Raw genomic sequence first — 13,568 nt, 5'->3', positions numbered from 1 at the left:
ATGGCCGCTGCACAGCAGATGCGCGAGCTGCGCGCCCTGGAGAAGCAGGAGAAGGAAGCTGCGCGCTTGGCCAAAGCCGAATACCTCCAAGACCGCCAAGCTGAGGCAGACGACCTCAACGCCGAGCTCAAAGACCGGCTGGAGGAACTGGAGGGCCTGCTCCTTCACACCCTGTCGGTGAACGACACCATCAGCTTCGACAGCCTGCGTCACACCGATCCCTATCCCGGCTTCAAGGTGCCCAAGGACTTGGTTCCGGGGTTGGCGCCGGTCGAGGTCGAGGTTCCGGGCCCCACCGGCTTCTCACGCTTTTGGCCCGGCGCCGCAAAGCGGCACTTGGCAGCCCAGGCGGCGGCCCATCATGCCCACCAGCAGGCTCTCGAACAGTTCCATCGCGCAGAAGCGCAAAAGAAGCAACGGCTGGCCGATCTACGGGCCCAACACGAGACCGAACGCGCGCTCTATGAGGCTGACGTTGGTCGCCGAAACGCTGAAGTGGATGAGTTTCAGAGCGCCTACCTGGCTCACGAGCCTGATGCCGTCGTGGCCTACAACGACATGGTGCTCACGCGCTCCGAATACCCCTCCGAGGGCTTCCCTCAGGCGTTCAAGCTGGCCTATGCCGAGGCATCCAAGGAGTTGGTCATTGAGTATGACCTGCCCGAGGTGGGCGTCGTCCCCACCGAAGCCGATTATCGCTACGTCAAAACACGCGATGCGATCGACTCCAAGGCGCGCAAGGCCAGTGACATCAAATCGCTCTACCAGGACATCATTGCCTCAATCGCGCTGAGGACCTTGCACGAAGCCTTTGAGGCCGATCAAGCAAACGCATTGGCGCTGGTGACCTTCAATGGCGTGGTGGACACCCACGATCCCACCACCGGCCAAGAGGTTCGGGTGCCGGTGGTGTCCGTCCGCGCAACAAAGGCCGCCTTCCTTCAGCTGCGGCTTGAACGCGTGGAAAAGGTTGCATGCCTGCGCAGCCTGGGTGCTCAGGTCTCAAACAGGCCCGATGAACTGCAGGCCATCAAACCAATCGTCGAATTCAACATGGTCGACAAGCGCTTCATCGCGCAATCGGACGTGCTCTCAGGCCTTGAATCGCGCCCCAACCTTCTGGATCTGACCCCCAGCGAGTTCGAAGCACTCGTCTCCAACCTGTTCAGTCGGATGGGGCTGGACACGAAACTGACCCGGAGCTCCCGCGATGGCGGAGTCGATGCGGTGGCCTTTGACACCCGGCCCGTCTTGGGCGGGAAGGTCGTCATACAGGCCAAGCGCTATCGGGACACCGTAGGGGTCAGCGCGGTTCGCGATCTTTACGGGACCATGCTCAACGAAGGTGCCAGCAAGGGCATCTTGGTTTGCACCAGCGGCTACGGCACCGAAGCCTTCAACTTTGCCAAAGACAAGCCCATTGAGCTGATCGACGGGGGTGGTCTGCTCTATTTGCTGAGGGAACACGCCGGCTTGGATGCACGCATCGCAGCTTAAGGACAAGAACATGGCTAACGGATCAGTCCCTCACGACACCAAAGTGGCCGTTTTGGTCGATTGCGACAACGTCAGTCCCGAGATCGTAGAGCACGCCCTGCTGATGGTGGCTCAGTTCGGGCGCGTGGTGCTGCGGCGCGGGTATGGAAACCACGCCACGTTGGCGAACCGCTGGCAGGAAGTGCTCGTCCAACAGGCGTTTACCCCTTGCCTCCAATACCAATACGCCTCTGGAAAAAACACTTCCGACATCGCCCTGGCTCTCGATGCTCAAGAGGCGTTGTTCGATCATCGCGCCGACACCTTCTGCCTGGTGACCAGTGACTCCGACTTCGCTTACCTGTGCCGGAAGCTGCGGGAGCGCGGAGCGACTGTCTGTATCGTCGGCGAGCCCAAGACGCCGGCGGCCCTGCGAAACGCTTGCGATCAGTTCTTCGAATGGGAGCGCAAAGCAGTCGCCGAGCCCTGCGAAGACCGACCCAATGCATCACCGGCCAAAGCGGAGGGCAACAAAGTTGAGCCCGCGGCAGTCGACACCAAGCCGCTTCCCAAGCGCCGTCCCAAGTTCGTGGTGGAAGCGGTCACGCTGCTGGCTGGAGACACCTCAGAAGGCGAGGTAGGACTGGGGCCGTTGGGCCAATACCTCAAACGAACAGACCCGTCCTTCTCTCCCAATGCCTATGGGCATTCGGGCCTACTCAGCATGCTGAAGACCTATGACCTGCTGACCCTACGCCGGCAGGAAGGAGGCCAGTGGACCGTCAGTCTCGCGCCGGAAAGCAGCCCAGCAAGACAAGACTGAAACGCAGCAACTCTCGACGCTTAAGGCAAGGCATACAAACAGCAAATGTGTGACGCGGTGCGTCATCATCCGCTTGCGCATTTCCGTCTGGGTGCTTCGATGTGAAGAACCTTCAACAGATGAATTACAAATGCCAGCAAACGTCGAACTTCGTATCGCCAGCCAGGTTCTTCAAGCCTTGTTGCCTGAAAACAACACCCGCAACGCTGCTGAGCGTGAGTTGGATGTTCAACATGCGCTGGATGTCGCAAGATTACTGTTGCGTCGATTCGCCGAATCGCAGGGAGGCCATGGAGGTCAGCCCCTTGCCTACGCTCCTACGAGAAGCACTGTATCGCAAGCGGCGAGCGTGGACCGCAGCCAAGTGCCGATGAGCTTCCCTTCACCCGATGCTTGGCGTGCGTCTCGCGGCCTTCCGCCAGCGAAACCACTGCCGGCTCGAAAACCATCGGTGGGCACCGGCCCCCATTGAACAATAGCCCCGCATTCGCGGGGCTTGTTTTTTACAGGGTCAGTGGAACGTTGGCCCTCGGGGGACCGACGGGACGGAACCCAAGACGCTCGAGGCCACCTGCTTCGGCTCAGCGAGCGTAGGAGCGACAGCCTGTGAGGGATGGGGCAACGATGCAAGCAGTTCAGCCTTGGTAAGGATCTCAGCATCGATGGCATTCAGCTCTCCCTCCGATGCCCGCTCCTGAGCCGCCTTCAGCTCGGCTGTATGTTTCTCGAGAACCGAAAGCCGCCGCCCTCGGCGCAGGGTCCACTCCGACCTCGAGTATCTGGTCGACCCCGGCGGACAATCGGCGTTGAACCGTTCCCACTCCTGCTCGGCCATGTGACGCAGCCTGGTTGCACTCTTCACGTTAAGCAGCCTGCGAGCCCGGCTGATGATGAGGGACTTAAGGGCACGAACCTGGAGCGAAGCTCTGGTGACCCACTGCCGAAGCTCGCTGGATTCTCCTTGAGAGGAAAGCTGCCGCTGAGCCCACCTCAAGGCATCGCGAACCTTCTCCATGGCCAAGTCTGCCCTAGCCCGGGAAATCTCGTCCACGTCGCGCAGTGCATCGAGAATCTTTTCGGCAAGGCTGATGGGCGTCGGTTCCGGCGTATGCCCGTGAGACGAAAGGAGCAGGTTCTGCAGCCGGATCCCGGATACGCCTCGCATCTCCAGCCCCCCAGGTAGCCCCGCGGTTTCTGCATTGAGCACTCGCCCACTTTGCTTCGCGGCCTCTTGGCCAGGCACTGGGGCGGGCTTTCCTTCCAGCCCGGCTTTGCGCACCAAGTATTCGAAGTGCTCCTGGTTGTCCTGAGCAATTTCTTCGTTTGTGCTCACCCTGTCGGTGGCTACGCCCTTCCCGGCCAACGCGGCTGCCCGCTTGCCCAGGTGCTGGGTCGGTTCGCGAGAAAGCGCCGCAGCTGCCAGATCATCCCCCCGCTCTATCGCCGACCGAGCTTGTTCGGCCAGGCTGCGATGGTCGATCGTGTCGGTAAGCCCAGCCGCCTCCAAGTGCGCGTTGGTTGCCGCTGCGACCATTTCCCGAATCCATTGCACTTGCACCTTACCTGAGGGCCCCACGTCCAGCTCCCTGGTCTTCTCACCGAATCCCTCAGGTCCGAGGCGGCGCGTGGTGGCCAGGATATGGACATGGTGATTGAGCCCATCAGGCGTCCCAGGAGAATGGATGCTGGCCTGGACAGCGAACCCATAACGATCGACCAGCGCGTCGGCGATGACAAACGCCAAGTGCGCCCGCTGCTCTTCGGATAGTTCATGGGGTAAGGAGACTTCAAACTCCCTCGCTACAGTCGAGTCTTTCCGCCGCTCCGCAGCCTCTGCGACTGCCCATAGCTCCCGGGGGTCCAAGGCCCATTGGGGAGCGTCTGGCGGAGCAAGACAGAAGCTCTCAACGACACCACTACGGCGGCGGTAGTCGTGCTGCTGACCAGTGACAAAATCGGACAACAGCAGACCGCCACGATAAGCGGCTGCGGCGACGGCGGATTGTCCTTTGCCTCGGCTGAAGGTTTTGATTGAGGTGTGGAAGATGGCCATAAAGACTCCTGTGAAGACAGGTTCTTTATGAACCAGCTTTTGCCGTTGGCAAGCCTCGCAGAGGCTTGGGGTCCCAGGGGCGGAGCCCTTGGCGCACGCATCCGTCAGGATGCCTAAGTGCGCTCTTGCTCCGAAAAAAAGATGTACCAAAATATTGAATCGACTTGAAAATTCAGTAAATTCCTAGGCTTCTACAACAAGAGCAAGGACAGATAACGTGGCCAGCAACAAAAGTGCCGATGAAAGGACACGCCAGGATCACATTGAAACGCTTGACCGAGCGGTTGAGGCAGCCGCGGAAAAGGATCTCAGGAAGCTCCCTCCCCTCGACGACATTCACGAAGCATGCGAATCGCTCAGGGAGCCGGGCACCCCCAATCCTGTTGACAAGGTCAAGAGCTCAGGGAATGTCAAAGAGATGACCGATCCTGTCCTCAAGGAACTGGGGAAAGATTGCGAAGTAATCCGCGATGCTGCCAAACAGCAAGACGCGAACAACGCACAAAACAAGACGATTGGCGCTGAAGTTTCCGAGGAGAGTGCACACTCTAAAGAGGGAACGCCCCGCGTAATCTGAAGTCTACCCTCCGAGGAAAGGCGGCGGCATTGGCCGCCGCTTCACGTATCTGCCATTGTTTAAGCAACAGATCTCAGCCAGAGCTTTGGATCGACGAGGAGCCCGATCTCGATGTTGTAGATCTCGTGACCAGGCCGAATGACGTAGTTCTGGTGCACAGCCTCGCCAGCTTGATAGTGACGCGCCCGGTCTAGAAACCCATTGCGATCAATCCCACCCAACAGCCACATCTTTCTTGCGGCAATCTCATAGCTCATGAAGAAGAACTGGTCGACAGGTTCGTCAGCGTGCTTGGCGCTGATCTGCGCGGTGTAGCTGAGCCCAGGAGGTCCTTTCCTCTTGACAGTCTTCACGCTGATGCTGGTGCCACCTTTCACAAAGCCGCTACAAATCGTAGACTCCGACCTTGAAGCAAGAGCTCAGCAGGGATTGCTATGAAGCCTTTTTCTGAACGTTTTGGCTACACAGCGCCAGAGCCGGACGTCACGATCCGGGAGGATGCACCCGATGTGCTCAGGGGCTCGGTAAGCGTGGCTGCTGGCAGGGCCGGACTCCAGCCTAAAGAAATGCGCCAGATTGTCTGCGAGGCGCTTTCAGAGCCAACTGACCCAAACAACTGGAGCGATCCCAACGTCATCGATGAAGCAAACCAGCTGCTAGAGAACTGTCACTGGTTTGAGGTCTATGAGGTGATCGAGCATCTTGCCCAGGCACTCCAGCGGCGACCCGGACGATTCGGAGATCGGTCTCCGCTCGACGTGTTCGCCGACTCTGTGAACAAGGTCTTCCGAAAGGCAGGTATTGGCTGGCAGCTGATTGGCGTTGAAATCACTATGCGCGGCTCTGAGGTGTTCGAGCAGGCGGTCCGAGAAGGCAGGGACAAACTCTGGAGCGCCGGCAAGCAGACCACCGCCAAACAGCTCCATGAAGCCTTGCAAGACCTTTCCAGACGCCAAAATCCAGACATCACCGGTGCGATTCAGCACGCACTAGCTGCCTTGGAGTGCACCTCCAGAGACTGTGCGGTGACGGAGGACACCCTGGGCGATGTTGTCAAAAGAAACCGAGACCTATTCCCCAGCCCACTGGACGCCGTTGTCGCCAAGATGTGGGGATACTCGTCCAACACGGGTCGACATCTTCTTGAAGGAAAGGAGCCCACTTTCGAAGAGGCCGAGCTGATGGTTGGCCTTTCTGGTGTCCTGTGCCGGTATCTTGCCCGGAAGCATGGGGCTCTCCGGCCATAATCTCCCTGTATCACCAATCGGATAAGCAATGAACTTTGACGTCGCGGGGCCGTTCGAAATCACTCGGCACGGAAGCAACAACATCATCACCAAAGAGTCAGCAAAGATCCTGAAGGAAGAAATCGAGGAATGGGAGGAAGGCCTTTCAGGAGCCTGCGGCTGCTACGTATTCGGCAAGCGAGCCGGCGGAGGAATCACACCTTGGTATGTGGGGCAAGCTTGTAAGACATCACTCCTTGGCGAAGCGCTAAATCCGAGCAACATCACCAACTACAACCATGTGCTAGGGCAAAAGGGTGCAGGAGTTCCTGTCCTTTTCCTCATCCCCGCGCGGACGCCAGGCGGGAGGTTCCGGAAGCGACCATCAGGAAAACTCAAGTCCTTATCCTTTCTGGAGCGCTGGTTGATCGCGGCGGCGATTGAGAAAAACCCCAACCTCATCAACACCAAGGAGACGCGCTTCCTAAGGGACTTGCACGTCAAAGGTGTTTTCAACTCTCAGCAGGGCGAATCCACCAAGTCTTCATCCTCGCTCAACAAGGCTTTAGGACTCCGCTGATGCGCGGCAAACCTCCAAGGAAATTAAATGAACAGTGATCTCTACTGCGAGTGCGCCTAAGCCCCCGCGCAAATTGGCAACCCAGCCCCCGTTCCGGGAGAGCCTTCAAGCGACACAAGCCTGGCGGGCCAAAATACTCGCCGAGCTCGCATTGGAATCATATATCAACGCTTATCAAGCACGACGCATGGAACAACGCGATATGGACACAGCACATCGATGGATTGGGGGCCAGCCACTTCAGGAAATTATTGAAGAGAATCTAGGCCTTATCACGCAATACACGACTGACAAGATAGCGCACCTACATGGCCCTACAACACTAGCTTCCCTCCAAAATATCACCCGGAGCGTTGAGGAATTTATCAATATTGAAATGGCCGCTCGATTCAATCCAACGCTCAGAGCAGCGCTGGAACAGGACATCGGTCAAGATCACGCCCTACTGATGTCAACATTAGAGAAGCACTTTGACGCAGGTGTTTCCATACGCGCGCGCAAATTGCTGACGCATGTCACCTTCCTGCGCAACCTTCTCGAAACCCATCATACCGATGCTGCTGGTCAGTTTTCTAAGTTGCGCACCTACGTGGATCTCGCGAAATTCCTCCAAGCCAGGCGCGGCCACCTTAATACTCTAATGTATGCCTTTACGGACCTCGCTCATGGCAACAACAGGCCGAGTATCGGCGAGCTCTACGGCCTAGTATTCGATACGATCGAACTCTCGTTCGTTGGGGGCTTGACAGGATTGCACCACAAACTAACGATGCTCGCAGTGTTTCCTGACTTTCGCTGCCAGACCGATGGGACGGGCTTATTAGATGTAGATCCGCGTTCCGAAACGCTACTGGATGACGACTTCCTAGATGCAGAGCGCATGTCCATCACAGAGATCGATGCCGAGGCCCCACCCGATGACGCCTTTGATCGACGAAAAATTACGTCCGCGCCTGAGCTTCGCCATCAGCAGCAGATGATTGCAAAAAGCTACGAACCCTATGGCTTGGCCGACCAAGGCTTTGCAGACCTGCGTCGTTTTACCGAAGAGGTAATGACTTACATCAAGGACGACTACTATCTGCGCATACCCGCCGATGCGTTCAAATCGATTCTCACTCGCTACGATCGCGCGCCATGGCGGGCCAAGCTGGTCTATCGCCCGGATGTTAAACACCCCTTCATTGGCTCCTATGCTGCATTTGCCGAGCATCAGGGCGTTTTCTACTCTGACCTGATGATGCTGCTGCGCTTTACTTATCGGGTGCGGGACTACCTCCTAGAACGCAATCGACGCTACCAGATCAAGTCAGGCTTTATCTTCGAAGACACACTAGAGAAGCAGCTCCCTACACTTGGGTTCGAGGTTCTGGACATCAAGCGGATAGACCATAAGGAGTTCGATGTTGTGGCAAGGCGCGAAGGGGAGCTCTACAACTTCCAATGCAAGAACGTACGTCTTGACAGGGAACTTATGGAGACAAACCTGCGCCAGTTCGTCCGCAACAATCGTCGAATTATTCGCTACTTCAAACGCGCACTGATTAAGGAAGAACGACGCGAGGACCTGCTTCGTAAGGCCACTGGCACTCAGACCATTAAGCATTTTGTGGTCTCGCGATTCCCCGTATTCAATGAAGACGCGCGCATCATCTCAATGCGAAATCTCGCCCACTTCTTTAGCTGACACTCCATTAGGAACTGCTCCCGGCTTTGCTAGACTCAGTCTCCCAAGGCCAGGACCATACATTCCATAAGAAGGCGCGACCAACTCAAGGATGAACATACGCACCACCACCACACCAACCCTCGCGGCCCTACTCATGGCATTGGCCATGACGGCTTGCGACAGTAACCGCAGCTTTCGCAAAGAAGTGGAAAGGCTTGGCGAACAAGTTGCGCAGAGCCGCGAGCAATGCGACCAAGCCCGAAACCTGGAAACCCGTGACTCCAACGAGGTTCGACAGCGTCTGATACGCATTGGCAATGCTGAGGGCCGACGAGGAGTGGGACAAGTTGGTCAAAAGGGGTGGAAGCCGGCACGGCTTAGATGCTCAGTCAGGCAAAGATGTGCGTGCCGGACCCAGATTACCAAGCCAAGCGTGATCGAGAGCTAGCAAACCTTGATCGAGAGATAGCGCTGCGTAAAGAGGACGAGCTTCGCCGACGCGAAGATCGGCAGAACGCGTGTGCCGCGCTACTGTTGAGCAATGACGCATATCGATCCGCAAAAGCGGAGCTGACCGCGGCGGCCAAGTTTTCGCATTAGTGCCTACCCCCCATATACCGCCTCGCCGCCGACACGCCTCCGCAATCTCCGGCCCTTAGACCTCTTAGACACCGTGACACGTAGACCACACGTAGACTGAACAGAGACCTTCATCCCCAAAGGACATTACTGACATGCAGAACCACTGGGAAGTGGGCGTGGTTTTAGCACTGCGCGACGCGCAGTGGCTTCAAGCTAATCCCGGGGCGCAGATTCCTGCGATAAATATTTCCTTGGATGGAAATGCGGAATCCAAGATGGGCGATGGCGTTCATCAAGTTGGCGAGAAATTCGCCCTACTGGAGATCAAACCGGATCAATCTCTCTGCCAAAGCGAGTGGGCTGGAAGCAAAGGCCCGAAGCGGGCCTACAAGAAACTTATGGACTTGGCAGCAATCGACGAGAGGAATAACGGGCCAGACGACACAAGGGAAAAGCTGGGGCAAAGCGTCAGGGGGCACTTCTTTGCCTACTGGGGGGAGACACAAGGTGCTCAGAGTCACTTAGATCAGCTTTTTCTGCAGCCTTATCTTCTAACAGCATTGAAAGCCCTGCCAGCCGGAGCAACCCTTAAACGTCCTGGCTCTTGCTACTCAGGTCGCCCGAGTTCACGGCACGCCTCAATCCTTTTAAAGTCGCTAACAGTCGGGGTAACAAATGGATCCATTTTTATCCCTCGCTGGCCGCTATCCCTCGCGGATTTGTTTTCCGAATCCGGCACAGCTCGTTTCTGCCACAAGCAGCCAGCCGCTACATCTGTGCCATTTAACGGTTTGCTGGAGTTAGGCCTTGAAGTGGACGAACTTCAAACCTACGTCAACTTCCTATGCACTGAAAAGGCGTCAGACGGCTGCAACAAAGACGTTCTTGAAGAAGATCTGAAGATGATGTTAATCGGAAGCCAAGGCTTCATCAGGCATATAACCAACACCGCTGAGCTAATGAATGTAATAGCCGCTTACCGAGAGCATCGCTTGACGCCCACCCCAGGCCTCAAGCCTGACGTAACCCGGCATCCTCAGCTCACTGTGACCCCGCCCAAGTCTAGGTTTGGCGTCAATGGTCCATGAGGTCCCATGCAGAGCGCCATTCCGCTTTGCTGGCAGCATTACCGTCAGCACATAGAATCGAAACCATAACCCCTGTCTTCTTCGCATAGCCATCCAAGGCACTGTCAGCCTGCGTCGCTGCAGACACGAGCGATGAACTTTCAGCCCATTCCCTAGCGAAGGCAGCGGACCATACATCCCTAGCTGACATCCTGCGAAACAGGAGAGCATCGGTGTTTTCAGCTCCAAATCCGCAAGTGTTCCAGTGCTCTTCATGACCAGCCTTCGATGCAGCAAAGGAGACATGCATCCCCTCTTTGTCCTTAATCCACATAAACCTGTGCAGCTGAAGTGCCGCCTCTGCTTTCCTAAGCGCAGTGGTGACATCGAACTTCACGAGCCCGATCTTGAACGCCTCCGTCCAAAAGCGCTCTTCGTTGTAGATAGCTGATTCGACCATCACCGTTTGCATCCCCAACAAAAACGGCATGCTAGGCAAGCTTCCAGCTCCGTCAAGCCCCCAGAGACACCCTGAATGCTCCCCCCCCCCAAAAAAAAAGCGACGCATATCCGAGTTAGAAAAGGTGATGGGCCCATCTCCAAGGGAACACTTGGCACGGCAAACTCGACACGAATCAATGTGGACCAGTAAGCTGGCACAGGAGGTTGCTGACTGACCTATGGATTGTCCTTCAACACAAGCAGAGCCTTCACCATCTCTTCCTCAATGGGATCGTTTGGACTTGCGACGAGGCTCAAATACCTTTCCCGATCCTCCCCTTCGCTACCTGAAAGAAACATGGCTGCGTCTAGAAGCTTGGAGTAAGCACTTTGAATCGCCTTTATGGCCACCACGATCTCCCGCCCGGCCGTTGACCACTGAAAAGCCCCATTGCCTGTAGCGCTCGCCCAGGGAACGTTGCTCCGCAACTGGTTTTCACAGGCGTATAGCATCATGTAGGCACTTCTGACGCTCCGCATTTCATCGAACGCCGCCTCCGCCACTTGGCCTTCAAACACCTCGGAAACAACATTTGAAGGCGTATTCTGAAGTTTCAGATGAGCCTCACCCCTTACCTTGTGTGCAGCCTGATAGAGATCATCGGCAGCACAACGATAAACGTGCTCCACCGAAACTTCGCGAAAGTCAACTTTGCTGTAGTCCATCAACTCGTTCCCTGATTTTCAGCGCGGCCCCGCCCGCGCGGAAGAACCTTAACAAGATCCTCAGAGCCTGCCAACAATGGATGCATACAATAATGGTCGATATGAACTTGGAGAGTGCTGACCTGGCGATCAAGCTGCTCACAGGGTTGGGCCAACTGGCCGTGGCGTGCGCGGTTGGCTACATTGCATACCGCCAATGGCGCACCGCACAGCAACAGGCGGAAACGGCGAGGAACAAGCTCAAGCACGAACTCTTTGATCGTAGACTGAAGGCATACGAAGCTCTGCGCGAGAGTGCTCAATACGCCTTCAATGCTCGTCCGAAGGAGAACGCTGAACAATGGGTTGCCAACAGTCTCAAGGAGCTAAGGTGGCTATTTGGCAAACCCGTCCACGATTTCGTGTGGGATCATATCTACGTGCCGCTGGTGGATTTATGGGAAGCTAACAATGTCATTCATGACTTGCCGCACCCCACTACGGACATCGAACGGGAGGAGCGCCGTAAAGCAGGTGCCGATGCCTCCCGCATCCGCAAGGAGCTACATCGCGACATCGCGACATCGCAAAACTTGAAGAGATGATGGCCGACTTCCTCACGCTTAATCACTAGATTCTTTCGGATTGAGCAGCCCTCTCATCACTCAAGCTAACAAGAAAAAGCATCCATTTATCTGCCGTTCATCTTTACAGCAAGACTTTGTTAGCTTAATCTCATTAAACAGTACCAAAATGACTCTTGAGTTTTTGGATGGACCAATCGCCAACTCATTGTTTTTACTAATTATGGTAGCGCAAACCAGCCCGGTACAAATGTGACACTTCCTTGAGCTGGTCGTGGCGTTGCGAAACACTTACGGCGTTCAGATTTATCCCGATTTTGTATTGACCATTTTTGGACCTGTTCTATTGGTACTTCCATCGTTCCGATGGAAGCCAAGCAATGCCCTCCCCCGCTTTAGGACACCTCCACCAATACCTGCTCCACCCCATGGGCACTCTCCAGCTCAGGGGCATCCAGGTAGGCAATCTTCGCATCGAGGAATTGAACATCACCGGCCGAGAGGCTGCCATCCACGCTCAAGAAATGCTTGACCGGGCCGACGACCGCCAACGTCGCAGCCGCCGGGCCAATGGCTGCACCCAATACCCTGTCCCGCTGCCTGTCGCATCCGCCCCTCGTCTTCTTTCAGTGGAGATAGCGGATTACGTTAGGTCCCGCGATGACCGAGGCTTGGCGAAGGACACGACAGGCTCCACCTTCCGCACGCTCACCTTGCTTAAGATGGCGTGTGGCGACATCCCCGTCTCCCGCATCGACCATGCCCATATCTATCGCCTCTGGGAATTGCTGCGGTGGGCTCCGCCGCTGCTTCTCTCTGACCCCAAGTATCGCGGCTACACGTATGACCAGGCAGTCGCGCTGGGCAAGGAACTGGCCGTTCCTCCGCTGGCGCCCAAGACGCTTGAGAAGCATCGCCGCTTCCTTTCCACCTTTTTCAAAGGCCTAGTCGAAGCCAACGCGATTCCCGCCTCCCCCATGGCGCCCTTCAAGAAGTTCAAGGACGACTTGGCCGAAGACGCAGACAAGGCAGAGCGCCTGTTCGACGAATCAGACCTGCAGAAAATCTTCGCACCGGAGACCTTTGTTCCATGGGCAAAGAGCCATCCCCATCGCTGGTGGATGCCCATGATCGGACTCTACACGGGAGCACGCATCAACGAAGTCGCGCAATTGAAGGTTGCGGACATCGTTCAGGAGGCGGGCATGTGGTGGCTCCGCATTCGAGTCACGATCGATCCAGACCTAGCGCATAAGAACCGAGGGAGAAGCCGACAACGCTTGAAAGGCAAGTCCGCCATTCGAGATGTGCCCATCGCACAGCAGCTCATCGACGCTGGCTTCTTGGACTTCGTGGAGGACATTCGGGAGTGCGGCCATCCCAGGCTTTTCCCTCACCTCTCGGCGGGCGTCAACCGCAAAACGGGCGACTCAAACGCTCGCTACAGCCAAGCGGCACTCAACCAGTTCAGCACCTACATGAAGCGTCTGGGCTTCAGAAAGGGTGTTGGGTTTCATGCATTCCGCCACACCATCGCCACAGAACTTCATCACCAGGACATCCCGGAAGAGGTCATCGCACTGATCACCGGGCACTCACCCAACAAGCGTGTCGCTGTCTTGCACGAGGCCTACTTCCACAAAAAACCGGCGTTGGCTCAAAAGAAGAAGGTTCGCACCATCAAGCGTTACCAGCCTAGCGTTGAACTGCCTAAGTATGAGCGAGGTCAGTTCGCAGCTCAGCTCTCCGACCCCAGCAAGTTCTACCCATAATGCCACAACTCCA

The 13,568-nt window shown here is 56.4% G+C and carries 13 protein-coding genes; 9 read left to right on the top strand and 4 right to left on the bottom strand.

Features of this window, described 5'->3' with window-relative positions; translation table 11 throughout:
• On the top strand, positions 1-1,497 hold the full coding sequence (locus AC5P57_RS00690; RefSeq protein ID WP_220387714.1) for a restriction endonuclease: 1,497 nt from the start codon (positions 1-3) through the stop codon (positions 1,495-1,497).
• A 10-nt stretch (positions 1,498-1,507) separates the two neighbouring features.
• On the top strand, positions 1,508-2,299 hold the full coding sequence (locus tag AC5P57_RS00685) for an NYN domain-containing protein (RefSeq protein ID WP_070490115.1): 792 nt from the start codon (positions 1,508-1,510) through the stop codon (positions 2,297-2,299).
• 511 nt (positions 2,300-2,810) lie between these two features.
• Here the strand turns inward: AC5P57_RS00685 and mobQ are convergent.
• A complete protein-coding gene (gene mobQ / locus AC5P57_RS00680) occupies positions 2,811-4,352 on the bottom strand; it encodes a MobQ family relaxase (protein ID WP_262235994.1) in 1,542 nt (513 codons plus the stop codon).
• Positions 4,353-4,569: 217 nt separating this feature from the next.
• Here mobQ and AC5P57_RS00675 point away from each other — a divergent pair, with 217 nt between their 5' ends.
• The gene (locus AC5P57_RS00675; protein WP_262235993.1) at positions 4,570-4,929 is read left to right on the top strand and encodes a hypothetical protein; all 360 of its coding nucleotides are present in this window, start codon (positions 4,570-4,572) and stop codon (positions 4,927-4,929) included.
• Positions 4,930-4,988: 59 nt separating this feature from the next.
• Here the strand turns inward: AC5P57_RS00675 and AC5P57_RS00670 are convergent, their stop codons facing one another.
• Entirely contained in the window at positions 4,989-5,282 is a 294-nt protein-coding gene (locus AC5P57_RS00670) for a hypothetical protein (RefSeq protein ID WP_262235992.1), read from the bottom strand.
• 81 nt (positions 5,283-5,363) lie between these two features.
• On the opposite strand from AC5P57_RS00670, the gene AC5P57_RS00665 reads away from it, so the two are divergent.
• The 4 genes from AC5P57_RS00665 to AC5P57_RS00650 all read left to right on the top strand — a co-directional run bounded on the left by AC5P57_RS00665 (position 5,364) and on the right by AC5P57_RS00650 (position 10,074).
• Positions 5,364-6,176: an AbiJ-NTD4 domain-containing protein gene (locus tag AC5P57_RS00665; protein WP_262235991.1), complete on the top strand. Its 813-nt coding sequence runs from the start codon at positions 5,364-5,366 to the stop codon at positions 6,174-6,176.
• A gap of 28 nt (positions 6,177-6,204) precedes the next feature.
• Positions 6,205-6,735: a hypothetical protein gene (locus tag AC5P57_RS00660; RefSeq protein ID WP_262235990.1), complete on the top strand. Its 531-nt coding sequence runs from the start codon at positions 6,205-6,207 to the stop codon at positions 6,733-6,735.
• 187 nt (positions 6,736-6,922) lie between these two features.
• Positions 6,923-8,422, top strand: a complete 1,500-nt coding sequence (locus AC5P57_RS00655) for a hypothetical protein (protein ID WP_495219412.1) — start codon at positions 6,923-6,925, stop codon at positions 8,420-8,422.
• 716 nt (positions 8,423-9,138) lie between these two features.
• Positions 9,139-10,074, top strand: coding sequence for a hypothetical protein (locus AC5P57_RS00650; RefSeq protein WP_262235988.1), 936 nt, complete (start codon positions 9,139-9,141; stop codon positions 10,072-10,074).
• On the opposite strand, the gene AC5P57_RS00645 is transcribed toward AC5P57_RS00650, so the two are convergent.
• On the bottom strand, positions 10,061-10,543 hold the full coding sequence (locus AC5P57_RS00645) for a hypothetical protein (RefSeq protein ID WP_495219411.1): 483 nt from the start codon (positions 10,541-10,543) through the stop codon (positions 10,061-10,063). The two genes, AC5P57_RS00650 and AC5P57_RS00645, sit on opposite strands and share 14 nt — an antisense overlap.
• Positions 10,544-10,731: 188 nt before the next feature.
• Positions 10,732-11,220, bottom strand: a complete 489-nt coding sequence (locus AC5P57_RS00640) for a hypothetical protein (RefSeq protein ID WP_262235986.1) — start codon at positions 11,218-11,220, stop codon at positions 10,732-10,734.
• Between the two features lie 92 nt (positions 11,221-11,312).
• Between AC5P57_RS00640 and AC5P57_RS00635 the strand changes: the two genes are divergently transcribed.
• Complete coding sequence (locus AC5P57_RS00635; protein WP_262235985.1) at positions 11,313-11,804, top strand: hypothetical protein; 492 nt, start codon at positions 11,313-11,315, stop codon at positions 11,802-11,804.
• A 359-nt stretch (positions 11,805-12,163) separates the two neighbouring features.
• Complete coding sequence (locus tag AC5P57_RS00630) at positions 12,164-13,555, top strand: site-specific integrase (RefSeq protein ID WP_495219410.1); 1,392 nt, start codon at positions 12,164-12,166, stop codon at positions 13,553-13,555.
• Positions 13,556-13,568 lie beyond the last annotated feature (13 nt).

This window comes from Stenotrophomonas sp. YJH_SMC_79 (assembly GCF_059367995.1).
This window is presented reverse-complemented; position numbering and strand designations above follow the sequence as displayed.

Coding starts and splice junctions, on each gene's coding strand:
- AC5P57_RS00690 (WP_220387714.1), top strand. CDS start 1: ATGGCCGCTGCACAGCAGATGCGCGAGCTGCGCGCCCTGGAGAAGCAG.
- AC5P57_RS00685 (WP_070490115.1), top strand. CDS start 1,508: ATGGCTAACGGATCAGTCCCTCACGACACCAAAGTGGCCGTTTTGGTC.
- mobQ (WP_262235994.1), bottom strand. CDS start 4,352: ATGGCCATCTTCCACACCTCAATCAAAACCTTCAGCCGAGGCAAAGGA.
- AC5P57_RS00665 (WP_262235991.1), top strand. CDS start 5,364: ATGAAGCCTTTTTCTGAACGTTTTGGCTACACAGCGCCAGAGCCGGAC.
- AC5P57_RS00660 (WP_262235990.1), top strand. CDS start 6,205: ATGAACTTTGACGTCGCGGGGCCGTTCGAAATCACTCGGCACGGAAGC.
- AC5P57_RS00655 (WP_495219412.1), top strand. CDS start 6,923: ATGGAACAACGCGATATGGACACAGCACATCGATGGATTGGGGGCCAG.
- AC5P57_RS00650 (WP_262235988.1), top strand. CDS start 9,139: ATGCAGAACCACTGGGAAGTGGGCGTGGTTTTAGCACTGCGCGACGCG.
- AC5P57_RS00645 (WP_495219411.1), bottom strand. CDS start 10,543: ATGCCGTTTTTGTTGGGGATGCAAACGGTGATGGTCGAATCAGCTATC.
- AC5P57_RS00640 (WP_262235986.1), bottom strand. CDS start 11,220: ATGGACTACAGCAAAGTTGACTTTCGCGAAGTTTCGGTGGAGCACGTT.
- AC5P57_RS00635 (WP_262235985.1), top strand. CDS start 11,313: ATGGTCGATATGAACTTGGAGAGTGCTGACCTGGCGATCAAGCTGCTC.
- AC5P57_RS00630 (WP_495219410.1), top strand. CDS start 12,164: ATGCCCTCCCCCGCTTTAGGACACCTCCACCAATACCTGCTCCACCCC.